Origin of the sequence: Thioclava sp. ES.031, assembly GCF_002563775.1 — a bacterium.
Lineage (GTDB): Bacteria > Pseudomonadota > Alphaproteobacteria > Rhodobacterales > Rhodobacteraceae > Thioclava.
In genome coordinates this window covers 2,116,918-2,140,859 of record NZ_PDJO01000001.1, presented here as the reverse complement: position 1 = coordinate 2,140,859, position 23,942 = coordinate 2,116,918, and the positions used below count along the sequence as shown (strand labels likewise).

Here is a 23,942-nt window from a genome sequence, read left to right as displayed (position 1 = left end):
CGCGCGCCTCCTTTTCGGGGCGCGCGTCTTGTCTTCGTTTTGGAAGAAATATCCCGGGGTGAGCCCGGAACGGGCGAGGGGCAGAGCCCCTCGTTTTTATTTCTCCGGCAAGAGCCCGCGCGGGCTGAAGCGCAGCACCATCAGCAGGATGATCCCCATCACCAGCATCCGCATATGCGGGGCCGACTGGATCAGGTGATCCTTGAAGCCGCCATCGGGGAAGGGTGCGGCCAGCGCGCCCATGATATCCGGGCCCCAGTCGCCTGCCTTGACCCAGACATACCAGATCAGCACGCCGCCGAGGATCGAGCCCCAGTTGTTGCCCGAACCACCCACGATCACCATCACGAGGATCAGGAAGGTGTAGCGCAGCGGGTTGTAGGAGGTCGGCGTCATCTGCCCGTCGAGCGAGATCATCATCGCGCCTGCAAGCCCGATCACCGCCGAGCCCAGCACGAAGATCTGCAGGTGGCGGCGGGTGACGTTCTTGCCCATTGCCGCGGCCGAGATCTCGTTGTCGCGGATCGCGCGCATCATCCGGCCCCAGGGCGATTTCAGCGACATTTCGGTCAGCCAGATCAGCGCGAGGATGACGATCACGAACAGGACGAGGAAGGCCAGCTTCACCGCGATGGTCGAGCCGAGCTGCGGGTCGAGACCCCAAGCCTGCATCTGTGCGACGAAATCGGGCGAGTTCTGCAGGTCGATCTCGTAGGGCACGGGCCAGGGGCGCGGGATGCCGTTGACGTTCAGCACGCCGCGGTCGAGCCATTGCTCGTTCTTCAGGATCGCGACGATGATCTCCGCGATGCCGAGCGTGGCAATCGCGAGGTAATCCGAGCGCAGGCCGAGGGCGGTCTTGCCGACCAGCCAGGCCGCGCCTGCGGCCAGAACCGCGCCCACGGGCCAGGAGATCAGCGTCGGAAGGCCCAGCCCGCCGAGGTTGCCCTGCGCCGAGGGGTTGATCGCCTCGATCACCTCGACCGCCGGATCGAACAGCCAGCGATAGGTGAAGAAGCCGACGACCAGCACGGCGGTCACGGCGAGGCCGCGCGTCTTGCCGCGCAGGTTGCGCCAGATCCAGACCGCCGCGAGCACCGCGACGATAGCCACGAAGAAGGCCGCCATGATGCCCGGACCGCCGCCCGAGAAGGCGCCGGGGGTGGGCGGCATGGAGATCAGCACCGGGGCGAGGCCGCCAAGCGCGAGGAAGCCCATCGCGCCCGCGTTGAACAGGCCCGCATAGCCCCATTGCATGTTCACGCCGAGCGCCATGATCGCCGACAAAAGCCCCATGTTGAGAATGCCGAGCGCCGAGTTCCAGCCCGAGGTGAAGCCCTCGAGCAGGATGAGCGCGGCCATGATGGCGAAGAAGAGGGGCGCGCGGAGACGGCTGGTCTCGCCAGCCTGACGATTGCTGCTCATACGATTTTCCCCTTGAAGAGGCCGGTCGGCTTGAAGATCAGGACGAGGATCAGGATCGTGAAGCTGACTGCGTATTTGTAATCGGTGGAGAGAAGCTGAACGAGACCGTCCGGCTCCCAGCTCGGGACCAGATAGGTCGCGACCTTCTTCCATGCGTAGGTGAGGCCCACTTCCGAGAAGGAGATCACGAAGCCGCCTGCGATCGCGCCCACCGGGTTGCCGATGCCGCCGACGATGGCCGAGGCGAAGATCGGTAGCAGAAGCTGGAAATAGGTGAAGGCTTTGAACGACTTGTCGAGCCCGTAGAGCGTGCCTGCGATGGTCGCGAGCGCACCGGTGATGATCCAGGTGACGGCCACGACCTTGTTCGGGTCGATGCCCGACAGCAGCGCCAAATCCTCGTTATCGGAAAACGCGCGCATGGATTTGCCGGTGCGCGTCTTGCCGAGGAACCAGAACAGCGCGGCCACGGTGATGATCGCGGTGACGACGGTGATCACCTGCGTCGAGCGCAGCGTCAGCGGCTCGTGCAGGCCCGTCATCTCGCGCCATTGCCGGGCGTTGATGACGAAGCGGGTGCCGTCGTCGAAATTGATCTGGTCGACGCCGATCAGGAAGCGCGTGAGCGCGTTCATCACGAACATCACGCCGACCGAGACCATGACCATCACGACGGGCGCGGCCCTGACTTTTCGGTAATATTGGTAAACGACCTTGTCCGTCCCGAGCATCAGCGCCGCGGTGACCGCGATGCCGAAGGGCAGGGCGAGAAGGGCGGTCGGCAGCGGGCCGAAGCTGATCCCCATCGCCTGAAAGCCCCAGGTGATCAGGATCACGACCCCGGTGCCGAAGGCCATCGTGTCGCCATGGGCGAAGTTGGAGAACCGCAGGATCGAGTAGATCAGCGTGACCCCGAGCGCCCCGAGCGCAAGCTGCGCGCCATAGGCGGTGGCGGGGATGATGACGTAATTGGTAACCGCGACAAGCGCGTTGATGAGTTCCATTGCTCAGCCCCCCAGGAAGGTGCGGCGGACTTCCGGGTCGGCCAGAAGGGCCTCGCCAGTGTCGGTGTATTTGTTCGCGCCTTGCACGAGGACATAGCCTTTATCCGCGATCTCAAGGGCTTGGCGGGCGTTCTGTTCGACCATCAGGATCGAGATGCCGCTGCGGGCGACCTCGATGATGCGATCGAACAGCTCGTCCATCACGATGGGCGAGACGCCCGCGGTGGGCTCGTCGAGCATCAGGAGCTTCGGCTGGGTCATCAGCGCGCGGCCCACGGCCACCTGCTGACGCTGCCCGCCCGACAGCTCGCCCGCATTCTGGCGACGCTTTTCCTTCAGGATCGGGAACAGGTCAAAGACCTGATCCATCGTGCCCCGGAAATCGTCGTCGCGGATGAAGGCGCCCATCTCAAGGTTTTCCTCGACCGTCATGGTCGGGAAGACGTTGTTCACCTGCGGAACGAAGCCCATACCTTTCTTAACGCGGTCCTGCGGCGAGAGGCCGGTAATGTCCTGCCCGTCGAGCGTGACCTTGCCTTCGCGCAGGCCGAGCATGCCGAAGACCGCCTTCATCGCGGTGGATTTACCCGCGCCGTTGGGGCCGACGATCACGGCGATCTCGCCCTTTTCGACGGTCAGCGTGCAGTCGTGCAGGATGTCGGCCTTGCCGTAGCCGCCGGTCATGTTGGAGGCGTTGAGATAGCTCATTGGGCACCCCCTTTGCCGGCTTCATCGCCCAGACCGGGCTGCGCGCCGTGATCTTCATGGGCGGCGGTCTCGGCGGTTTCCTCGGCCTTGACCTTGTTCTTCAGCCCGGTGCCCAGATAGGCCTCGATAACGGCCTCGTTTTCCATGATGTGATCGGCAGACCCCTGGGCCAGCACCTTGCCCTCGGCCATCACGATGACCGGGTCGCAGAGGCGGCCGATGAAATCCATGTCGTGTTCGATCACGCAGAAGGTGTAGCCGCGCTCTTTGTTGAGGCGCACGATGGCGTCGCCGATCGTGTTCAGAAGCGTCCGGTTCACGCCCGCGCCGACCTCGTCGAGGAAGACGATCTTGGCTTCGACCATCATCGTGCGGCCCAGCTCCAGAAGCTTCTTCTGACCGCCCGAGAGATTGCCCGCCTTCTCATCCTTGAGATGCGAAATCGTCAGGAAATCAAGAACTTCATCGGCTTTTTTTAGAAGCGCCGTTTCCTCGTCGCGGATGTGTTTTCGCCCGAACCATGTGTTCCAGAGCGTCTCGCCCGCCTGACCGGTGGGCACCATCATCAGGTTCTCGCGCACGGTGAGCGAAGGAAACTCATGCGCGATCTGGAAGGTGCGCAGCAGCCCCTTGTGGAACAGCTCGTGGGGCGCAAGCCCGGTGATGTCCTCGCCATCCATCGTGACACGGCCCGCGGTGGGTTCATGCACGCCTGCGATGACGTTGAAGAGCGTGGATTTGCCGGCGCCGTTCGGGCCGATCAGCCCGGTGATCGAGCCGGTCGCGATTTCGAGGCTCGCGCCATCGACCGCGCGGAATCCGCCGAAGGATTTGACTAGGTTTTCAACCCGGATCATAGGGTCCCCTGAGTTGTAGGCGTGTTAGCTTCACGCCGCATCTTGTTGTTTTATAATTGAAAACAGCCCGGATCGCTCCGGGCTGCCTCAGCTCTGATGACCGATTAGCGGTATTTCACCGTCTCGATCTTGTCATCCTTGATCGTGATTTCGCGGAAGGTACCCGCGGCTTCGCCATTGCCGATCAGGTTGACGGCGGTCGCGCCTTCATAGTCGACCGGCTTGCCTTCCTTGATCAGGTCGAGCGCCTTGCCCAGCTCGCCGGGATAGATCTTCTCGCCGGGGCCGTTCGCGACTTCCATGACCTTGTCCTTGTAGACTTTCGGGTCGGTGGAATCCGCCGCCTGCATCGCCAGCAGCATCAGAGCCGCCGCGTCATAGGCGCCGCCCGAATAGGCCGACGAGCCGTCGAAGCCGGCTTTCTCGGCCATGCCGAGATAGGTCTTCATGCCGTCGCCTGCCGAGTCGGGAAGCTGGCCGAAGGAGCCGTTGATTTCCGAGCCGAAATTGTCCTCAAGCGTCTGGCTGACCATGCCGTCGGGGAAGACGAACTTCTCGAAGGCGCCGGTGTCGAGCGCGCCGCGCAGGATGCCCGAGCCGCCCTGGTCGATATAGCCGACGATGACGAGCGCGTCGCCACCTGCGGAGGCGAGCGATGCGACTTCAGCGGAGTAGTCGCCCTTGCCGTCTTCGTGGGCTGCCGAGATGGTCACGGTGCCGCCCTTGGCTTTGTAGGCTTTCTCGAAGCTGTCCGCGAGACCCTTGCCGTAGTCGTTGTTGGTGTAGGTCACGGCGACGTTCTTGATGCCCTTCTCGAGGATCTCGTCGGCCATGACTTCGCCCTGACGCGCGTCCGACGGTGCGGTGCGGAAGAACAGGCCATCATCCTCGAGCGTCGAGAGTGCCGGCGAGGTCGCCGAGGGCGAGATCATCACGACGCCGTTCGGCATGGCGACGTTTTGCAGGACAGCGGTGGTCGCGCCCGAGCACATTGCGCCCATGATGCCAGCGACCTTGTCGGTGGTGACCAGCGTTTCGCCTGCCGCGGTCGCGGCTGCTGCGTCGACGCAGGTCGAGTCGCCGCGGACTGCGGTCACGGTGTCGCCACCCAGCAGCTTGCCGGAATCGGAGACTTCCTTGATCGCCATCTCGGCACCCTGCGCCATCGGCGGGGCGAGCGATTCAAGCGGACCGGTAAAGCCCAGCAGGACGCCCATCTTCACGTCATCGGCATATGCGCCAGTCGCGCCAAGCGCGATCGCAGCCGAAGCCAGAAGCAGTTTTTTCATGTGTTCACTCCCGTGTTGGAACTCGCGTTCTTGCGCGAGGTTAGTGCGCGGTTCGTCAAATGTGAAGAACCGCGAGTGGCGCGATGACGCGAAAAACCAACCGGAAGGTCAAGGCGCGCGCAACGCGACGTAACGGCAATTTGGGGTTATGTGCAAATTCGTGAAAGGTGCAGGCGCTGATTGCGCAATTTTCAGTCGAGCGCGTCTTCCGGCCCTAAATCGACGGTAGATCCGGGGGCTTCCTTTTCGCCCGCAGCGCTCGCGCCGCGTTCACGGTAAGGTGTGGTCTGGTAATGCGCGCGGTAGCATTTCGAGAAATGCGACGGGCTCGCGAAGCCGCAGGCCATGGCCACGTTGATCACGCTCATTTCCGTTTGCATCAACAGGTTACGCGCCTTTTGCAGCCGCAATTCCATGTAGTAGCGCTTCGGCGAGCGGTTGAGATAGCGGCGGAACAACCGCTCCAGCTGGCGCGCGGACATGCCCACTTCGGTGGCGAGCGTCGCGGGGCTGATCGGGTCTTCGATATTGCGCTCCATCCGGCCGATGACCTGTGCGAGCTTCGGGTGGCGCACGCCGATCCGGGTGGGAATCGACAGCCGCTGCGTGTCGCGATCCGAGCGGATCGAGGAATGGATCAGCTGATCGGCGACGGTATTGGCCAGTTCTTCGCCGTGATCGCGGGCGATCAGCCGCAGCATCAGGTCGATCGAGGCGGTGCCGCCTGCCGTCGTCACCCGGTTGCCGTCGATCACGAAGACGCCCTTGGTCAGCTCGATATCGGGGAAATCCTCGGCGAAAGCGTCGACATTCTCCCAGTGGATCGTCGCGCGCTTGCCATCGAGCAGCCCTGCGCGGGCCAGCGCATAAGAGCCGGTGCACAGGCCCCCGATAGTCGCGCCACGCCGTGCCTCGCGCCGGAGCCAGTTCAAAAGCGGCTTGGTGACCGCCTCGGCCACGTCGATGCCGCCGCAGACCAGCACCATCGTATCGCGGCCCAGTTCCTCCAGCCCGATATCGGTGCGGAAGGTCGTGCCGTTCGAACAGGTGACATCCGCGCCCGATTCCGAGGCCAGCTTCCACGTATAAAGCGTACGGCCCGAAACCTGATTGGCGAGGCGCAGCGGCTCGATCGCGCTGGCGAAGGCCATCATCGTGAACCGGTCGAGAAGCATGAAGACGACCGAACGCTGGCGCGCGTCCGGGGCGATCCGGATCATCCCCTGCGAAGGGGCTGGGCGACGGGTGGGGCGGGGATCAGGCATGTCGTCAATCCGTCATCTGTGGTGAATCACCGAAACAGGAAATTGGTGCCCGCCGCAAGAGGGGGAACTTACGGAGGGGCCCGCAGGCGTGCGGAAATGCAATTTCGGGTTTGTTTCCCTGACCCGCGCCGTCTATAAGCGGCGCCGAATGAAACGACCACGCTTTTGGAGGATCAGATGGGCAAGGGTTGGAGCAAATCGGACTGGCGCGCGAAACCGCGGGTTCAGATGCCCGACTATCCCGATCAGGGGGCGCTGAACGCTGTCGAGGCACAGCTGTCGCGGATGCCGCCGCTGGTCTTCGCGGGCGAGGTGCGCACGCTGAAGGCGGAGCTGGCGAAAGCCGCGCGCGGCGAGGCATTCCTGCTGCAGGGCGGCGATTGCGCCGAAGCCTTCGGGGAATTCTCGGCAGATAACATTCGCGACACCTTCAAGGTGATGCTGCAGATGGCGGTCGTGCTGACCTGGGGCGCGAAGGTTCCGGTCATCAAGGTCGGCCGCATGGCGGGCCAGTTCGCCAAGCCGCGTTCGGCGCCGACCGAGACCATCGAGGGCACCGAGCTGCCGAGCTACCGCGGCGACATCATCAACGGTTTCGAGTTCACCTCGGAGGCGCGTCTGCCCGATCCGAACCGGATGCTGCAGGCCTACACGCAGGCGGCGGCCTCGCTGAACCTGCTGCGCGCCTTCTCGACGGGTGGTTTCGCCGATATTCACCGCGTTCAAAGCTGGATCGCGGGCTTCACCGATGCCGACGAGGCCGAGAAATACCGTCAGGTCGCCGATCAGATTTCGGAGGCGATGGACTTCATGCGGGCCGCGGGCGTGACCTCGGAAACCGCGCATGAGCTGGGCTCGGTCGATTTCTACACCTCGCACGAGGCGCTGCTGCTGGAATATGAAGAGGCGCTCTGCCGCATCGATTCCACGACCGGCCTGCCGGTTGCGGGCACCGGCCACATGATCTGGATCGGCGACCGCACCCGTCAGCCCGACGGCGCGCATGTCGAATTCTGCCGCGGCGTGCAGAACCCGATCGGCCTGAAATGCGGCCCCACCACCACCGCGGACGACCTCAAGGTGCTGATGGAGAAGCTGAACCCGGAAAACGAGGCGGGCCGTCTGACCCTGATCGCGCGCTTCGGCGCGGGCAATGTCGGCGATCACCTGCCGCGCCTGATCCGCACGGTCGAGGCCGAGGGCGCGAATGTCGTCTGGTCCTGCGATCCGATGCACGGCAACACGATCAAATCGGCCTCGGGCTTCAAGACCCGTCCGTTCGATTCCGTGCTGCGCGAGGTGAAGGAATTCTTCGCGATCCACAAAGCCGAGGGCACGATCCCCGGCGGCGTGCATTTCGAGATGACCGGCAAGGACGTGACCGAATGCACCGGCGGCGTGCGCGCCGTGACCGATGGCGATCTGTCCTCGCGCTACCACACCGCCTGCGACCCGCGTCTGAATGCGAGCCAGTCGCTGGAACTGGCCTTCCTCGTCGCCGAGGAACTGCAGGACCGCCGCAAGCTCGCGAAAGCCGCGTCGCAATAAGCGCGCGCCGCGCTGCGGCACGTTTCAACGGATTGATTGGCCCGGACCCTTGTGTCCGGGCCTTTTTTATCTGCGTTGCGGGCGCGCCGCGATGCAGAAACCACCCATTTTGCGGGCTGAGCATTTGCCTGTTGCATGAATTTTAAACGCCCTCTCGGGAAAAGGACCTGCACGGCAAGTCCGGTTTGAAAAACCGTGGACAGGCCTGATCGACGGGTCGTTACTTGACGATGTGGGGCGCGTCCGACCCGGGCGCGGCAGCGGGGTGCAGCCTTTCGTGGGTAACGGGCTGACCCTCGCCAATAGGGCGCAAGCGGCACCAAGACCGGCGCGAATTTGAAGGGAATTAGCAGGCGTGCGCGGGGACTGCGCGACGGGTCGCTCGACGGGGCGGCAAGTCTCTCCGTGATGCGTTGTCAGGGGGTGTTATGAAATACCGTTCAGAAATCGACGGGCTGCGCGCCGTGGCCGTGATCTCGGCGATCCTGTTTCACGCGGGCGTGCCGGGGGCGCAGGCGGGCTTCATCGGGGTCGATATCTTCTTCGTGATCTCGGGTTTCCTGATCACCACGATCCTCGTGCAGGATCTTCAGAGCGACCGCTATTCCATCCTGACCTTCTACGAGCGCCGGGCGCGCCGCATTCTGCCTGCGCTTCTCGTGGTGATCCTCGCCTGTCTGCCATTTGCATGGGCCTGGATGTTCGCCGATCAGCTGCGCGATTTCGGCCAGAGCATCGTGGGGGCGGCGCTGTTCGTCTCCAACATCCTGTTCTGGAAGGAGAGCGGGTATTTCTCGCTCGGCTCCGAGATGAAGCCCCTGATGCACACCTGGTCGCTGGCGATCGAGGAGCAGTACTACATCCTCTTCCCGCCGCTTCTGGCGCTTGGCTGGCATTTCGGGCGCAAGATGATCTTCGGGATCGTGCTCGCGATCGGGGTGCTGTCGCTCGCGATTGCGCAATACTGGTCCTTCGCGTCGCCCGATGCCGGGTTCTTCCTGCTGCCGAGCCGCGCGTGGGAGCTGATGATCGGCGGCCTCGGGGCCTTCTGGATGCTGTGGCGCGCGCCGCGTGCGAATGGCTGGCTGGGGGGCGCGGGGGCTTTGATGCTCTTCGCCTCCTACTTCCTCTTCGACGCGGAAACCCCGCACCCATCCTTCACGACGCTGCTGCCCGTCGTGGGCACGCTGATGATCCTCGTCTTCGCGCGGCAGGGTACGGCGGTGGCGCGGGTACTGAGCCTGCGTCCGGTCGTGGGTATCGGCCTGATCAGCTATTCCGCCTATCTCTGGCACCAGCCGGTCTTCGCCTTCGCGCGGATGCGCTCGCTCGCCGATCCGAGCCTGTCGCTGATGCTGGCTCTGTCGGTGCTGAGCCTCGGGCTCGCCTATCTCAGCTGGCGCTACGTCGAGCAGCCGTTCCGCAGCCATCGCAAAGGTATCGTGCCGCTGCTGCCGCGCCGCTCGGTGCTGCTTTCGGCCTCGGCGGCGGCGCTTGTCGCGCTGATCGGGGTGGGGGCGACGCTGCATCTGATCCGAGGCGCGCCGTGGCGCGTGCCGCCGCAGGTGGCGACGCTGCTGGCCGCGAAGGACGACATCAACCCGCTGCGCGATCAATGCCTGCCTTGGGCCGAGACGCCCGCCGAATATAACCTGCCGCCCGATCCGGTCTGCGTGAGCGACGTGAACCCCGGCGGGCCGCTCGCGGTGCTGGTGGGCGACAGCCATGCCGATGCGCTTGCCGAACCGCTGCGCGCGGCGCTCGAGGGGCGGGGCTGGCGCTTCGCGCAGGTCACGACGGCCTATTGCGGCACCGCCCCGGGCGTCCATCGCGGCGCGCAGGACTGCAACGACGTCTTCAACAAGAACATGGCCTATCTGCGCGAAGTCCGCCCCGATCTGATCATCGCCTCGGGGCGGCTGCAGAACCTGTTCAGCGACGATTTCTTCGACAATGGCGAGGGCGGACACGAATATCCGTGGCGGCGGCCGAAACAGGTGCTTGTGGCCTCCGAGATCGGGGTCGATCCGTCGATCACCGGGCCCGCGCTGGCCGAGGCCGCGCTGCATAAGGGTGTCGAGGAGTTCCTCTCGACCGGGGCCTATGTCCTCTATGTCCATCCGGTGCCTGAGGCGGGCTGGAACGTGCCCGAGATCGCCGCGAAGCAAAGCTTCCTCGCTGGCGGCGGGTGGCCCACGGTGACGGTGAGCCGCGCATCCTACGCGGCGCGCGCGGGCCGGGCACAGGCGGTGCTCGACGCGATCGACGACCCGCATCTCTTCCATGTGCGCCCGCAGGACATCTTCTGCGACGCGACCCGCTGCACCAATGCGACCGGCGGCAAGGTCTATTACCACGACGACGACCATCTCAGCCTGACCGGCGCGCGGTTGGTGGTGGGCGCGGTCATGGCGCAATTCCCGACAATCACGGCTCAGATGACGAAACGCGTCGATCTCGTCCTGCCCTGAGCCGAGCCACATAACCCGGAGGTCCCCCGCATGGCAGTCCAACTCGCCCAGACCGACCTCGTGCAGATCGAGGACCCGACGCGCTATGATGCGATCATCGTGGGCGCGGGGGCGGCAGGCGGGCTGGCGGCGGCGCTGTTATGTGCGGCGGGGCTGGATGTGCTGTTGCTGGATGCCGGGTTCGCCGCGCCGGCAATGCGGGCGCCGATGAAAAATCTGGTCTCCTTCGGGCTGCGCAAGGTCGCGCGGCCCGGGCTGATCCGGATGTTGCCGCGCGCCGTCGTGCGTCGGGGCGAGCGGATGGTGCGCAAGGCGGGCGGGCAGCGCCAGCCGATCCAGACCCAATGCCACGCCTGGCCGACCGCGCCCGATCTCTTCGTGGATGATCTCGACAATCCCTACGCCACCGATCCCGACAAGCCGTTCCACTGGTTTCGCGTGCATGCGCTTGGCGGGCGGATGGTGGTGCCGACGCATGGGCGGCAATATCTGCGCCTCGGGCCGGACGATTTCGCGCCGCGCGACGGGCGCTCGCCCGCATGGCCGTTCGGCAGCGACGAGATCGACCCGTGGTACGAGATGGTCGAGCGGCATCTGGGGCTGTCGGGGGGCGCGACAGGCTCGCGCTGGATCCCGCCGAGCCTGCTGTCCGAGATCCGCAGCCCCGATCCGGCGGAGGCGCAGTTGATCGCAACGATCGGGGAGGCGTTTCCGGGCGCCGAGCCGATGCTGGGCCAATACGCCCCGCCGCTGCCTGCGCTGGAGATCGCCGCGGGCACGGGGCGGCTGAGCTGTCGGCAGGGCGCGGTTGTCGATCATGTCGAGATCGGTGCCGATGGCGAGATCGGGGCGGTCTGCTTCCACGACCGCGAAACCGCGAGCATCCGGCGCGCCGTTGCGCCCAAGGTGCTGCTCGCGGCCTCCACCATCGAGACGACGCGGATTTTGCTGGCCTCCGAGCGCGGCGGGAAACCCGGCGCGCTGGGGCGGGCCTCGGACGCGCTTGGGCGCAATCTGATGGATCATGTGACGGCGCAGATCGAGGGCAATGGCGCGGGGCTGGTGGGCGATCAGGCGGTGCCCGAGGTCTGGCGCTGTCTTTATCTGCCGCATTTCGAGCAGCGCCACGGTGCGCAGAACACGCCCGAGCGCGGCTTCGGCGTGCGCATCTACCGGGTGCCGAAAACCACCGGGGAGTCGCATTTCACTGCCGTCTCGGACTCCGAGATGCTGCCGCGTCGCGAGAACCGGGTCACGCTGAGTGCGCGAAAGGATGCTTTCGGGATCGCAGTGCCGCATGTCTCGATCGAGCACAGCCCCGAGGAACGCAGCATGGCCGAACGCCAGATCGCGGCCTTGCGGGACTTGGCGGCGGCCTTGGAGGTCGATGTGACGCGGCTCTCCGAGGGGCCGGGGATTCCGGGTGCGTCGATCCATGAATGCGGCACGGCGCGGATGGGAACGGCGCCCGAGAATTCCGTGGTCGACCCGCAAGGCCGGGTCTGGGAGACGCGCGGGCTCTATGTCATCGACGGCTCGGTCTTTCCTTCCGAAGGCAACCAGAACCCGACGCTCACGATCATGGCGCTGGCCGCGCGGGTCTGCGGGCGGATCGCGGGGTTCGGGCCGGATATGCGCTTGCCGGACGTGGGAGAACTGGAAGAGCTGCGCGCGGCGAAGATCGCCTGATCACAGGCGGCGGTCGCGCCTAGGACTGCGCGGCCTCCCTTGCCGCCGCGCGGCGCCGAAACCCCACCAGTTTGCGCGTCGTGACCAGCGGCGAGGCGGTCCGCATGCCGCGGCTCAACCGGCGCGCGGGCTTCGCCGCCAGCGCATCCAGCCGCGCACCGATCTGGGCTATGTCGAACTCCGCGCGGCACCACGCGCCCGCTTGCATCGCCGCCAGACGGTGCCCGTTCGGAGCCTCGCGGATGCGCGACACCACCTGCGTGACCTCCCGCGGGTGGCAATAGAGCGCGTGCGGCCCGAAGGTCGGGCGCAGCGCCGGATCGAGCACGCAGCGCAGCCCCATCATCATCGCCTCGGCCACGGTGCGCCCGAAGGCTTCGCGCCAGCGCGCCGAGTGGAAATAGGAAAACAGGTCGAGACCATCGAGGAACCCCGCCACATCCTCGGTGCCGAAGGGCAGGATGTCCCAGCCCGACACATCGACCCCGCGGCTGGCGAAGAACTCCGCCTCCGCGCCCAGAACGCGCGGATGCAGATCGCGACGCGCGGGCAGGGAGGCTGCGATATCCTCCGCCGCGTCGGGCCATTTATCCTCATGCGCGCGCCCGTGCCGCCCGATGGTCCACAGGCCCGGCTGGAGTTTCTCGCGCTTGGGCTGCCATTGGCCGGTGTCGAAACTGTTGGGCCAATCCTGCGCATGGAGCGCGAGGAAGGGCTGAAAACTGCGCAACTGCGCCCGCACCAGTCCCGAGACCGGCAGCCATTCGACGGTCTTCGGCTCGGGCAGCAGTCGCGCAATCGCCTGATCGGTGCCGAGCGGGTCATAGGCCAGCGCGCCATCGCCGAGGAAGGGCGGGTGATGGGCGACGACGAAGATCCGCTCGCTTTTCGGCAGGCGCGGCGGGCGCGGTGCGCGGCCCAGCTGTGCACGCCCGAAAATCTGCGGATTGTGCAGGAAGGTCATCGCGCTGCGGTCGGGGCTCAGCACGATATCGTCGAGATCGGCCAGCTCCAGCAGGGTCGGATTGGGGGCTTCGGTCGGCAGGTAGAAGGCACCGGCCTCGAAGAACTCGATGCCGACGCGCATGCCGCGCGCACGACACGCCAGCACATCGGTGCGGAAGGCCTGCGCCGTGCCGCCGGTGAAACGCGGGTCCATGACCAGCGTGATGTCGACAGTGCGGGCGCTCATCCGGCGAACCGATCGGAGAAACGGGCAGGGCCACCGATGGTTCGAGCAATTCCCGAACGGGGCGCGGGCGCGCGCAGCGACAGCTGGTAGCGCCGTGCCACCACGATCGCCATGAACATCAGCACCGTATCGGCGGCGAATTCGGCGAAGAACATCACCTCGCTGTTCACGAGGATCACCTCGCGCACCATGTAGCCCGCCCAGAACAGCGACTCGAAACTGGGCGAGCGGATCGCCCAGAGCACCAGAAAATAGAGTGTGTAGAGGAACAGGCCCAGCTGCATCGCGCCGCCGATTAGCCCGATCTCCACCGTGTTCGAGATGAAGGTGTTGTGGAAATGGAAGCCCACCTTGTCGGCGATCCCGAACTCCGCCCAGAGCCGTTCGGCCAGCGGGTTGCCCACCACCCAGACGCCGCGAAACCCTTCGCCCAGCAGCGGATGTTTCGCGATCTCGTCGAAGGCGGATTGCCAGAGCGTCGTGCGCCCCGTCAGGGTCAGGTCCTTGCCGGTGAGCCGGACCATCAGCTGCGAAAGCTCGTCGAAGAAGCCGGAAACCGCGATCGCGATCAGTGCGATCAACAGGACCGAACTGCCCGCGACCAGCAGCCTCTGCCACGGTCCGAGCCGGTTGAGGAACTTGATCGCCACCATCGCCGTGCAGGCGCCCATCGCGGCGAGGATCGCGCCCACGGAATCGGCCACGATCAGCAGGAATGTCCCAGCCACCAGCGCCACCACGCCGGGCAGCAGGTAGCGCCGCCCGCGCCGGTCGAGCGTGATCGCCAGACCGACGAGCATCGGGATCATCGCGAATTGCGCCAGTTGGTTCTTGGAATTGTAGAGGCCGAGCCACGCGCCCGAGCCGCTGATCCGCCCGATCCCGAACTGGCAGACCGCCAGGATCAGCCCCGTCACCAGCAGCACCCGCAGCACCGTCGTCGTCGAGAGCCGCAAGCCCGCCGCGACCGCCATGCTCGCCGTCAGGGCCAGTTGCAGCCCGTGCCGGATCGTCTGCGAGGGGTAGTTCGACCACAGGAAAGACAGCAGGCACCAGCCGATCATCACCCAGATCGCGGCGGTGGCGTAGCCTTCGTCGAGGATGCGCTGCGGCTGCCAGAAGACCAGCGCCGCCATCGCCGCCAGATAGACCAGCGCCGCCTTGGACCCCATCAGCGGAATCCAGTTCAGCGCGATCAGGCCGATCGCGAATGCGAGCGCCTCGGGCGAGAACGTGATCGTGTCGCGGCGGGAGATCATCTTGCGTCGAAACACCTCTGAGCGGGCGCGAGCCGCACCCCTTTCGCCGATCCTCGCGCGACCCGGCAGGGCGGGCCAGCGCTTTGCCGGCTCCCGGACGGGCCTTGCCCCGAGTGGCGAAACTATCGGCGGGTTTCGTGACAAGGTGATGATCTCGCGGGCAGTCGTGAAAGCCCGATTGATGCGCGCATCGGCCCGAAACCGCTCAACAGCGCGTAAGAAACAGGCGCGCGGGTGCTGCAATGCAGAAAGCGGGCGGTTTTTCTTTGCTGGCGGGGCTTGGGCGGTCCTAGCTTGAACCCTGCGGCCTGCGAGGGGTGTCAAAGGCCGCGCAATGTGCCGTGACGAGTCGATGGGGGCGTCATGACTATCAAGACAGACTCGAGGCCGCTCAAGGTGCTCGCGCCGGTGGGCTATCCGTGGGATTTCAGCGGGCCACGCCAGTCGCGCCACCGAATCGAGCGCAAGATTTTCGTGCCGTTAAACCGGATACGTTCGGAATATGACGGGGTGACGCTGTTCGATCCGGTCTCGGCGCATCGTTGCGACCTGATCCACGCCTTCAACCGTATCCCGCTCGGGCGCAAACCCTTCGTGATCGGCTTCGAATCCGACCTGCCGCGGGTCTTCGGGCGCGAGGGCTCGGGCTACGAGGCGATGCTCTATCGGATTTTGCTGTCGGATCGCTGCCGCGCGATCGTCGCGATCTCGCAATTCGCCTGCGAGAGCTTTCGCGCGACGGTCGCGAAATCCCGGCTGTCGCCCACCGATCAGGCGCGGCTCCTGGACAAGCTGGAATGTCGCTACCCGTCGCTCCACCCGGGCAAGGACGCGCATGAGGAGATCGCGCTGGAGCCGCCCTATCAGATCACCTTCGTCGGCGGGCATTTCGCGCGCAAAGGGGGATGTTCGGTCGCGCGAATGGCGGAACTGGCCCTGAAACGCGGCTTGCCGTTCCATTTCAACGTGATCTCCAGCCTCACCTGCGGCGGGTCGATCTGGAGCGACCCGGAGCGGCAGGAGGTGTTCCAGCCCTATCTCGATCTGCTCAACCTGCCCAATGTCACGCATCACGCGCGGATGCCGAACGCTCAGGTGGTCGAGCTTTTGCGCAATAGCCATGCGGCGGCGCTGCTGACCTTCTCGGACACGTTCGGCTTCTCGGCGGTGGAGGCGATGATCCACGGCACGCCGGTTCTGGCGACCGATCAGCGCGCGCTTCCCGAATTCATCGAGGATGGCGTCTCGGGGGCGCTGGTCGGGTGTCCGCGCACGCCGGGCGATGACGAATGGCGGCCCGAATGGTCGCAGCGCGGCACCGTCGACTGCGAGGCGATGTTCGTGGCCGAGACCGAGCGGATGGCGCAGGAGGGGATCGCGCGGCTCGAAGAGATGTTCGCCGATGCCGACGCCTATCGTGCGATGCGCCGCGCCGCCCATGCGCAGGCGCGGGCGCTGTTCGATCCCGAGGATGCGGCGGCCTATTGGGATGGGCTGTATGAGCGGGCCGCGGCTGGCTGAACGCGGTCAGCTTGTGCGGCTTTTGCGGAAATGATCCGCCATGCCGAGGATGTCGCGCAGGAACGCGGGCGCGCCGAGCCGCAGCAGCCCGAGATAAAGCGCGCCCCCCGCCAGCACCAATACCGGCAGCGCGATCAGCGCGGGCAAACCCAGACCGTCGAACCACAGTTTCAGCACATAGACGCCCGCGGCCATGCCCGAAGCGGCGACGAAGCTCGGCAGCAGGCGCGCGAGCATCTGGCGATGGCCAAGGCCTGCCCGGCGGTTGATCTCCATCTGGAAGGGGACCAGCAGCACGATGCTGGCCACGCTGAAGAAGAGCGCGAGCCAGAGAACCGAGCCGAGATAGACCCCCAATGCGAAGGCGGGCACCAGCACCACCAGCCGGATGATCGCCCAACGCAGGATGCGGTCGGTGCGGTTGTCGGCCATCAGCAGATCGGTCCCGTTCACCACGAAGCTCTGGGTCATGCCGGTGAAGGTGAGCACCGCGAAGGTGGGGGCGATCTCGATCCATTTCGGGCCGAGCAGCACGAGGATCAGCGGCTCGGCGGCGACCGCGAGGCCGAAGGTCATCGGAAAGACCATGAAGCCCACCGCGGTGATCAGCTTCAGGTAAAGCGCCGAGAGCCATTCGCGGTCATGCGTCACCCGCGCCATCGCCGGGTAGGCGGCAAAGGCCATGCCGCGCGCGATCACCTGCACGGGCAGCTGCATCAGCTGATAGGCGCGGCTGTAGAGGCCGACCGCATCGGTGCCGAGGAATTTGCCGACGAGGATCGTGTCGGTCTGGGTGTTGAAATAGGACACGAGGCTGGAAATCGTCAGCCGCGTCGAAAACCCCATCAGCGGCGCGATTTCTGCCCAGTGGAAACGCGGCGAGAGAGGCAGCTTCGCGAAGACGAGGATGGTCACGAATTTCGTCACCGCCAGCACGATCTGCTGCAGGATCAGCGCCCAGACGCCCGCGCCCAAAAGTGCTGCGCCTATGGTCACGACCGCCGCCACCGCGACCGAGAGGATATCGGCGATGGCGACATGGTGCAGCCGATGTTCGCGTTGCAGCCAGGCGACCGGGATCGACAGCATCACCTGAAACAGCATCGCGATGCCGATGGCACGGGCGAGGGGGGCGACGGCGGGCTCGTTATAGAAGGCGCTCAGCGGACCGGCAGTGCCGATGGCGATCAGCAGAAACCCGGTGCCGAGCAGCGCGGTCGCCCAGAACGCCGTGGACCACAGCATCTTCGAGGGATCGCGCGTGCGCACCAGCGCTGCCGAGAGGCCGACATCGCCGAACAGCAGCAGAAACCCGAACAGCGTCATCGCCATCGCCGCGAGGCCGAAACTTTCGGGGCCGAGGATGCGCGCCACGATCGGCGTGACGACGAGAATGTTCAGACCCATTCGAATGACGATCGCGACCATGTTGATCGCGGCTCCGCGTGCAGAGCTTCGGGCCAGACCCATGCGCATACCTCTCGGGGCAAGATGACCGGCGGCCCGGGTCATCGCGATCCGGGGCGGGATATTGCCTTTGACAATGTTGACTATGCAGGTGCAGAATTGTCTAGGTTTTTTCGATGATCGGAACGGTGCGGTGAGATCCAGGGTCAGTGTCATCATCCCCACCTTCAACCGCGCCGCGCTGATCGGCGAGACGATCGAAAGCCTTTTGTCCCAAGACCGTAAGCCCGACGAGATCCTCGTGATCGATGACGGGTCGAGCGATGACACGCAGCAGGTTCTGGCCGGTTACGGCGAAATGCTGCGAGTGCATCATCAAGAGAATTCCGGCAAGGCGAAGGCGCTCAATCGGGCACTGAAAATGGTCACGGGCGATCTGATCTGGATCGTCGATGACGACGATATTCTGCTGCCCCATGCCTGCGCGGCGTTGGCCGGCGCGCTCGAAGCGGACCCGCTCGCGATGTTCTGCGCGGGGCGGCATTGCGATTTCGAGCGCGATCCCGAGACGGGCGAGCATATGCTGCGCCCGGCCGGTTACATGCGCGACTCCGCCCCCGACGAGATTTTCCCGCATCTGTTGGAAGGCTGCCATATTTTCCAGCCCGGTCTGATGGTGCGCCGTGCCGCTTACGAGGCGGTGGGGGGCTTTCGCGAGGACCTGATGCGCTCGCAGGATTACGAGATGATCCTGCGTCTGTCGCGGCGTCTTCCAGGGGTGCAACTGGACCAGATCGTGTTTCACCACCGCGAACATGAGGGCGCACGGGGCGAGGCGGGAAAGGAATTCGCCGCGCAACAGAATGCCGAACGCTGGGCTGCGTTCAATCGCCGCATTTTCACCGAGATATTTGACGGTATGGCCGATCGCGAGCTGTTCGGGCCGACGCTCTGGGCGCAGATCCCCGACGCGGAGCGGCCCCGGCTGATCGAGATCGCGAAAGCCACGGTCTTTGCCCGCCAGCGGATGTGGCCCGAGGCGATGGCCCATCTGCACGCTGCGGCCAAGCTGGGCGATGCGCCGCTCTCGACCGAGGAAACCGCGCGGCTGCAACGTCTTACGCTCTCCACGCTGGGCGCGCCCGAACTGATCGAGGACCCGGCGCTGCAGGCGCAGCTGCGCGCGCTAGGGCGGCTCGGTCCCACCGGAAAACGGATGCGCGCGATCCTCAAACGCTCGATGCTCTGGCAATTGCGCCGTGCCCTGCGAGAGCGGAATTTGCCCCAAATGTGGCGAATCGCGTCCTTCTTTGTCCGCAGCTAAACTGAAGCGTTCAGCCTGTATACGCGGGATTTGACACCGATGACCCCGTCAAATCCGTTATTCGACCGCTGAATATTGCGTCAAAACTAAGGCAAGCTCCTATTTTCTGCGCCTGCATCGCCGCAGCTGCATTTTGCGACTGCAGAAAACCTCCATTCATCAAAAAAACGTTGGCCAATGTGATCGTCCGGTCAACATCATTAACCCAAAGTAAAGAACATCTCAGAACGAGACGCGATCATGAGGCAAGACAGGAAGGGCGGGCATTAAGGGGGGAAAACTGAAACATGGAGTGGGGAAATGTCCTTCAGTTCGATACGAAACTTCGATGCCAATGCTGTCGTCATCAATCCGCCGGTGCCTCTGCCTAAAGCGCCGCGTAGCTATGAGATCCCTGTGGGCGGGCGCGTGAAACGTGCTCTCGATCTTCTTATCGTCCTGGCGATCGCGCCGTTTTTCGCGCCGCTGTTCCTCGGGCTTTGCCTGATGATCAAGCTGTCCGACGGTGGTCCGCTGTTCTACGGCCATCGCCGGATCGGCTTCGGCGGGCGGGAATTCCGCTGCTGGAAGTTCCGCTCGATGGTGACAAACGGCGATGAGGTGCTCGAACGTCACCTCATGCTGAACCCGGATCAGCGCGCGATCTGGCAAGAACAGCGCAAGCTCGACGACGATCCGCGGGTGACCTCGATTGGCGCTGTGCTGCGCAAGCTCAGCCTCGACGAGCTGCCGCAGATCATGAATGTGCTGACCGGCGAGATGAGCATCGTCGGCCCGCGCCCGGTGGTCGAAGACGAGCTGGAAAACTACGGCCAGTCGCGGTTTCACTACCTCCAAAGCCGCCCCGGCGTGACCGGAATGTGGCAGGTCAGCGGGCGATCCGATGTGACCTATCGCGAGCGCGTGCGACTGGATCGCTTCTATGTGAGCAATTGGCGGCCGATGCTCGATATCTGGGTGCTGTTCATGACGATCCCGGCGGTGCTCTTTGCGAAAGGTGCGCGCTGAGGTGGTGCGCTCCATGAAACTCCGGCTGGCGCTGATACTGGGCATGGTTCTGCCCGCCAGCGCCGGCTTTTCCGAGACCATCGTCGCGGGCGACGCGCTGTCGATCCGCGTGATGGCGTGGGATCCGATCAGCGCGGTGATGCGCGAATGGGATAGCTGGCCGACCGAATATACGGTCGACGAGCAAGGTATTCTCACGATGCCCTTTCTCGGGCCGATGAAGGCCGAGACCACGACCCCGTCCGATCTGTCGGAAGAGATCGCCAATCGGCTGATCCAGCAGCTCGGCATCACCGATATGCCCGGCGTCTCTGTCGCGATTGCGCAGCGCCCGCCGGTCTATGTGTCGGGGCTGGTGCGCACGGGCGGCAAGGTCGATTTCCGCGAGGGGATGACCGCGCGCGAGGCCCTGGCGCAGGCGGGCGGTATCCCGATGGCGGGGCTGAGCGAGACGGATCCGCTGCGGGCGCGGCTGGAGGCGGAAACGCTGCTCAGCGATCTGCGGCAGAAGGAAGATACGCTCGGCGCACGTCGCGCGCGGCTGATCGCCGAGGTCGACGGGGCCGAGACGATCGACTTCCCGCCACTGCAAAACGATGCGAGCGGCGAGGTGCTGCGCGACCGCGAGCGCAAGATTTTCGAGCTCGACCGCGAAGAGACGAAGCGTAGGATCACCCTGATCGACGGGCGGCTGGAGCTTCTGAACTCCGAGATCGCGGCGCTCGAAAAGAAATCCGCCTCGCTCGAGGAGCAACAGGCTCTGGCGCAGAAGCAGACCGATGCGATGAATACGCTGGCCGACCGGGGGCTTGCCGCCAATGCGCGGCTTCTGGATGCGCAGCGGGTCGCGGCGACGGTCGAGACGCAGGCGCTCGATGTGCGCAGCGCGATCCTGAAGGCGCGACAGGACATCGCGTCCGCCGAAGCGGACCGGCTGGATGCGGTCGAAGGGGCGGCCGCGGCGCGGCTGGAAACCTTGCGACAGGTCGAGGCCGATCTGGACGAAATCCGCGGCAAGCGCGTCTTGCAGGAGCGGATCGTGGGGCTTCTGACCGCGATTGAACGGCCCGAGGATGCGCTTCAGGTGCGGGTCCATCGCAAGGGCGCAAACGACGCCGAGGTGCTGGCGATGGATGCGCCCTTGATGCCCGGCGACATTGTGGAGTTCCAACTGCTTCCGGCGCAGGTCAAAGGCTAGAAACCTAAGATATTCCAACGCGAAAGGCGGCTCATCACGGGCCGCCTTTTTCCTATTCCAGCGGCAGGAGATAACGCTGATCGGGCAGGGGCGGCGCCTCCGCCTTGCGCAGGGCCGCGAGCTTGTCGCGCGCGACCCCGCCGAGCACCGGGCCGAGGTTCGACAAGGGCCGCGCCGAATGACGCAGCGCCGCTGCAAGCCCGGCGCGCCGTTTCACGTCGAGGAAATCGCGCAGCAGATAGCGCGCCCGGATCTCCGTCAGATAGGCGCGAAACAGCGGCGCGGCTTTCGGATCGCGTGCGACCATCGGGGCCAGTTGCTCGGCGGCGCTCAGCAGGTTCCCCAGATCTTCGGCCCGGTGGCGCCCGCTGAGACTGTCGCGCCGCACCCGCGCGACGTAGCCGATATCGCGCTGCAGCCGGAACCGCGCGCCATCGAGGAACATCCGCAAATACAGATCGCAATCCTCGCCGAGCCGCAGCGCCGCGTTGTAGCGCAGCCCGTGCCGGTCGAGGAACGCGCGCGAGATCACCGGTTTCAGGAAGCCCAGCTCGCCTCGCGGCTGACCGGGCAGCGAGAGGTTGCCGCGAATGAAATCGGCCAGATCGAGCGCACGCGGCGGCTCATTGGGCGCGGCGGGCAGCTCCTCTGGCCTCAGCAGATCGGGCCGCGCCTCGGGCACGAAGACGATATTGTCGGCGACGATATCGGCCTCCGATGTCAGATCGAGCCGCCCGAAACGCCCCGGCATCAGGTAGTCGTCGGCGTCGAGCACGCTCAGATAAGGCGCGGTGCTCTCGGCAATGGCGATATTGCGCGCCGCCGCCGGGCCGATGTTGTGGCTTCGCGAGATCACGGTCAGGCGCGGATCGCCTGCTGCCGCCTCCTGCGCGGTCTGCGCCGTGGCGTCGGTGGAGGCGTCGTCGATCACGCGCAGCTCGGCGACTTCGGGCTGCGCGAGTGCCGAGCGCACCGCGTCCGCGATCGTGGCCTCGGCGTTATAGGCGGGGATGATGACGCAAATTTCGGCGCTCAACGCTCTCTCCTTGGGCTCAGGCGGTGACGGTTTCGGCGGCAGGCATATCCGCCTCGGGCGACGAGTTGCCCACGATCCGGGCGCAGGCCCGCGCGGTCAGGGCCATGATCGTCAGGGTCGGGTTTTGGTTGCCCTCGGAGGGGAAGGCCGCGCCGTCGATCACATGCAGCCCGCGCGCGTCCCAGCATTCGTTGAACGGGTCGAGCACAGAATTCTCCGGTGCCGTGCCCATCCGCGCAGAGCCGCATTCGTGGATCGCAGCGCCCGGAACGCTCGGCCCCGTCGATATGCTCGTCAGACGCACGCCGAGGATTTCCGCGAGTTCCAGCACCGCCCGACGTTGCTCGGCGGCGCGGGCCAGCTCTTCGGGGGAATGGGTGACCTCGATACGCGGGATCGCGAAGCCATAGGCGTCCTTGCGCTCCGACAGGGTGATCCGGTTCTCGCGACGCGGCAGCATCTCGGAATCCGAAACGGCGGTGAAATAGGAGATATCGCCGTGGCCGGGCGTCCGGTAAAGGCGCACGCCATAGCCGCGATCGAGGAGGCTGTCCGGGGCATCGCGCCGCTCGAAATGGGGCAGGTAGAGGCAGCGCCCGACCTCCATGTCGGCAGGTTCGCCCGGACCGATCGCATGGCCGATCCCCTCCGCCTTGATCGAGACGTGATCCATCAGATAGCGTCCGAGCGCGCCCGAGGCCGCGCCGATCCCGCCGGGTCTCTCGGTCTGCGAGGCCAGCAGGATGCGCGTGCTCTCCACCGTCGAGGCGGCGAGCAGGATATGTGGCGCGCTGATCGTCTGCCGCGAGCGGCTTTCGCGGTCGTAGAAACTGACCGAGCGAGCGCGGCCCGAGGCATCCACCTCGACATGGCTGACCACCGCGCCGCTGCGACACCACAGGTTGCCGGTCGCCGCCGCCTGATCCAGCGCGGGCATCGGCGGCGCATAACGCCCGAGCATCGTCGTCACGCCGGGATAGGCCTCGTCGAGAAGCGCCATCACATCGGCCTCCGCCGCGTCGGGCTGGCGTTCCTCGGCCAGAAGGCTGTCGGGGACGAAGGGCGTGTTTTCGCGCCCGCCCGAGAGCCCCAAACGCCGCTCGACCATCTCGTACCACGGCGTCAGCGCATCGGGCGCGAAGGGCCAGTTGGGCGAGGCCCCGTCGATCGGGGCGAAATCGGCGGGCCCGTGGCGCAGGTATTGCCGCCCATGCACCGGCACGACCATCCGCCCGCCAAGCGCGCGCACCCGGATCCAGTTGAAGGGCGCATCGGGCGCGGTCTCGTAAGGATTATCCAGATCGTCGACGAACAGATCGGGCGCGGTGGGCCAGGCGTAGCATTGGGTCTGCACCGGCTGCCGACGGCGGCCCAGATCGCGCAGGAAGCCCTCGCCGCGTTTCATCACCCGGTAGGGCAGCAGCCGCGCCATGCGCGGGGTCGCGATCCGCCGCATTGCCGCCGAGACCAGCGTGCGCATCGGCGCTTCCGCCAGCGACGGGCGATAACCCGCATCGAGCACCAGAACCTTCATCCCGGCCTCGCAAAGCAGCGCCGCCGCCAGACCGCCCGCCGCTCCGGCGCCGACTATAATCGCATCAAAAGCGCCGCGTCGTTCGACAGTTTCGAGGTTTGTTTTTGCAATTGCAGCATCAAGCATCCCGAGCCCCCCGTTTTGCTTGGTTTTCTTCCCCACATTCGCAAGTCTCGAAACAGACGGGCCGCCGCGCAAGCAATCGCG

General features: G+C 65.5%; 18 protein-coding genes. 7 read left to right on the top strand and 11 right to left on the bottom strand.

The genetic code is table 11. The features are described 5' to 3' along the window. Positions 1–96 precede the first annotated feature (96 nt). From AXZ77_RS10240 to AXZ77_RS10215, 6 genes are all read right to left on the bottom strand, one after another. Positions 97–1,425, bottom strand: coding sequence for a branched-chain amino acid ABC transporter permease (locus AXZ77_RS10240; RefSeq protein ID WP_098411074.1), 1,329 nt, complete (start codon positions 1,423–1,425; stop codon positions 97–99). Further along, the gene (locus AXZ77_RS10235; RefSeq protein ID WP_078540795.1) at positions 1,422–2,429 is read right to left on the bottom strand and encodes a branched-chain amino acid ABC transporter permease; all 1,008 of its coding nucleotides are present in this window, start codon (positions 2,427–2,429) and stop codon (positions 1,422–1,424) included. The genes AXZ77_RS10240 and AXZ77_RS10235 overlap by 4 nt, the downstream gene beginning before the upstream one ends. 3 nt (positions 2,430–2,432) lie before the next feature. Then, the gene (locus AXZ77_RS10230; protein WP_078540796.1) at positions 2,433–3,137 is read right to left on the bottom strand and encodes an ABC transporter ATP-binding protein; all 705 of its coding nucleotides are present in this window, start codon (positions 3,135–3,137) and stop codon (positions 2,433–2,435) included. Then, positions 3,134–3,994, bottom strand: a complete 861-nt coding sequence (locus tag AXZ77_RS10225; protein ID WP_098411073.1) for an ABC transporter ATP-binding protein — start codon at positions 3,992–3,994, stop codon at positions 3,134–3,136. The genes AXZ77_RS10230 and AXZ77_RS10225 overlap by 4 nt, the downstream gene beginning before the upstream one ends. A gap of 104 nt (positions 3,995–4,098) precedes the next feature. Beyond that, a complete protein-coding gene (locus AXZ77_RS10220; RefSeq protein ID WP_098411072.1) occupies positions 4,099–5,283 on the bottom strand; it encodes an ABC transporter substrate-binding protein in 1,185 nt (394 codons plus the stop codon). A 191-nt stretch (positions 5,284–5,474) separates the two neighbouring features. Further along, positions 5,475–6,503 carry a GlxA family transcriptional regulator gene (locus AXZ77_RS10215; RefSeq protein ID WP_098411071.1) on the bottom strand — a complete coding sequence of 343 codons (1,029 nt, stop codon included), beginning with the start codon at positions 6,501–6,503 and terminating at the stop codon, positions 5,475–5,477. Between the two features lie 222 nt (positions 6,504–6,725). Here AXZ77_RS10215 and AXZ77_RS10210 point away from each other — a divergent pair, with 222 nt between their 5' ends. From AXZ77_RS10210 to AXZ77_RS10200, 3 genes are all read left to right on the top strand, one after another. Beyond that, positions 6,726–8,096 carry a class II 3-deoxy-7-phosphoheptulonate synthase gene (locus AXZ77_RS10210; protein ID WP_098411070.1) on the top strand — a complete coding sequence of 457 codons (1,371 nt, stop codon included), beginning with the start codon at positions 6,726–6,728 and terminating at the stop codon, positions 8,094–8,096. A 428-nt stretch (positions 8,097–8,524) separates the two neighbouring features. Further along, positions 8,525–10,567, top strand: a complete 2,043-nt coding sequence (locus AXZ77_RS10205) for an acyltransferase family protein (protein WP_098411069.1) — start codon at positions 8,525–8,527, stop codon at positions 10,565–10,567. A 30-nt stretch (positions 10,568–10,597) separates the two neighbouring features. Further along, positions 10,598–12,256, top strand: a complete 1,659-nt coding sequence (locus tag AXZ77_RS10200; RefSeq protein WP_098411068.1) for a GMC oxidoreductase — start codon at positions 10,598–10,600, stop codon at positions 12,254–12,256. Between the two features lie 19 nt (positions 12,257–12,275). On the opposite strand, the gene AXZ77_RS10195 is transcribed toward AXZ77_RS10200, so the two are convergent. Then, on the bottom strand, positions 12,276–13,448 hold the full coding sequence (locus AXZ77_RS10195; protein WP_098411067.1) for a glycosyltransferase family 1 protein: 1,173 nt from the start codon (positions 13,446–13,448) through the stop codon (positions 12,276–12,278). After that, positions 13,445–14,707, bottom strand: a complete 1,263-nt coding sequence (locus AXZ77_RS10190) for an O-antigen ligase (protein WP_098411066.1) — start codon at positions 14,705–14,707, stop codon at positions 13,445–13,447. Before AXZ77_RS10190 ends, AXZ77_RS10195 begins: the two co-directional genes overlap by 4 nt. 363 nt (positions 14,708–15,070) lie before the next feature. On the opposite strand from AXZ77_RS10190, the gene AXZ77_RS10185 reads away from it, so the two are divergent. Beyond that, positions 15,071–16,228 carry a glycosyltransferase family 4 protein gene (locus AXZ77_RS10185; protein WP_098411065.1) on the top strand — a complete coding sequence of 386 codons (1,158 nt, stop codon included), beginning with the start codon at positions 15,071–15,073 and terminating at the stop codon, positions 16,226–16,228. 6 nt (positions 16,229–16,234) lie between these two features. On the opposite strand, the gene AXZ77_RS10180 is transcribed toward AXZ77_RS10185, so the two are convergent. Next, on the bottom strand, positions 16,235–17,698 hold the full coding sequence (locus AXZ77_RS10180) for a lipopolysaccharide biosynthesis protein (protein WP_176536009.1): 1,464 nt from the start codon (positions 17,696–17,698) through the stop codon (positions 16,235–16,237). Positions 17,699–17,828: 130 nt separating this feature from the next. Between AXZ77_RS10180 and AXZ77_RS10175 the strand changes: the two genes are divergently transcribed. From AXZ77_RS10175 to AXZ77_RS10165, 3 genes are all read left to right on the top strand, one after another. Beyond that, positions 17,829–18,959 (top strand): glycosyltransferase family 2 protein, encoded by a 1,131-nt coding sequence (locus AXZ77_RS10175; RefSeq protein WP_176536008.1) that lies wholly within the window; start codon positions 17,829–17,831, stop codon positions 18,957–18,959. A 408-nt stretch (positions 18,960–19,367) separates the two neighbouring features. Beyond that, on the top strand, positions 19,368–19,967 hold the full coding sequence (locus AXZ77_RS10170; protein ID WP_255266466.1) for a sugar transferase: 600 nt from the start codon (positions 19,368–19,370) through the stop codon (positions 19,965–19,967). Between the two features lie 13 nt (positions 19,968–19,980). Next, entirely contained in the window at positions 19,981–21,165 is a 1,185-nt protein-coding gene (locus tag AXZ77_RS10165; RefSeq protein WP_141536251.1) for a polysaccharide biosynthesis/export family protein, read from the top strand. Between the two features lie 52 nt (positions 21,166–21,217). Here AXZ77_RS10165 and AXZ77_RS10160 read toward each other — a convergent pair whose 3' ends face one another. Both AXZ77_RS10160 and AXZ77_RS10155 read right to left on the bottom strand, forming a co-directional pair. Then, positions 21,218–22,201 carry a glycosyltransferase family 2 protein gene (locus AXZ77_RS10160; RefSeq protein WP_098411061.1) on the bottom strand — a complete coding sequence of 328 codons (984 nt, stop codon included), beginning with the start codon at positions 22,199–22,201 and terminating at the stop codon, positions 21,218–21,220. Between the two features lie 16 nt (positions 22,202–22,217). Next, entirely contained in the window at positions 22,218–23,861 is a 1,644-nt protein-coding gene (locus AXZ77_RS10155; protein ID WP_098411060.1) for a GMC oxidoreductase, read from the bottom strand. Positions 23,862–23,942 lie beyond the last annotated feature (81 nt).

Coding starts and splice junctions, on each gene's coding strand:
- AXZ77_RS10230 (WP_078540796.1), bottom strand. CDS start 3,137: ATGAGCTATCTCAACGCCTCCAACATGACCGGCGGCTACGGCAAGGCC.
- AXZ77_RS10165 (WP_141536251.1), top strand. CDS start 19,981: ATGAAACTCCGGCTGGCGCTGATACTGGGCATGGTTCTGCCCGCCAGC.
- AXZ77_RS10190 (WP_098411066.1), bottom strand. CDS start 14,707: ATGATCTCCCGCCGCGACACGATCACGTTCTCGCCCGAGGCGCTCGCA.
- AXZ77_RS10205 (WP_098411069.1), top strand. CDS start 8,525: ATGAAATACCGTTCAGAAATCGACGGGCTGCGCGCCGTGGCCGTGATC.
- AXZ77_RS10200 (WP_098411068.1), top strand. CDS start 10,598: ATGGCAGTCCAACTCGCCCAGACCGACCTCGTGCAGATCGAGGACCCG.
- AXZ77_RS10240 (WP_098411074.1), bottom strand. CDS start 1,425: ATGAGCAGCAATCGTCAGGCTGGCGAGACCAGCCGTCTCCGCGCGCCC.
- AXZ77_RS10220 (WP_098411072.1), bottom strand. CDS start 5,283: ATGAAAAAACTGCTTCTGGCTTCGGCTGCGATCGCGCTTGGCGCGACT.
- AXZ77_RS10185 (WP_098411065.1), top strand. CDS start 15,071: ATGACTATCAAGACAGACTCGAGGCCGCTCAAGGTGCTCGCGCCGGTG.
- AXZ77_RS10155 (WP_098411060.1), bottom strand. CDS start 23,861: ATGCTTGATGCTGCAATTGCAAAAACAAACCTCGAAACTGTCGAACGA.
- AXZ77_RS10225 (WP_098411073.1), bottom strand. CDS start 3,994: ATGATCCGGGTTGAAAACCTAGTCAAATCCTTCGGCGGATTCCGCGCG.
- AXZ77_RS10210 (WP_098411070.1), top strand. CDS start 6,726: ATGGGCAAGGGTTGGAGCAAATCGGACTGGCGCGCGAAACCGCGGGTT.
- AXZ77_RS10215 (WP_098411071.1), bottom strand. CDS start 6,503: ATGATCCGGATCGCCCCGGACGCGCGCCAGCGTTCGGTCGTCTTCATG.
- AXZ77_RS10235 (WP_078540795.1), bottom strand. CDS start 2,429: ATGGAACTCATCAACGCGCTTGTCGCGGTTACCAATTACGTCATCATC.
- AXZ77_RS10180 (WP_176536009.1), bottom strand. CDS start 17,698: ATGGGTCTGGCCCGAAGCTCTGCACGCGGAGCCGCGATCAACATGGTC.
- AXZ77_RS10195 (WP_098411067.1), bottom strand. CDS start 13,448: ATGAGCGCCCGCACTGTCGACATCACGCTGGTCATGGACCCGCGTTTC.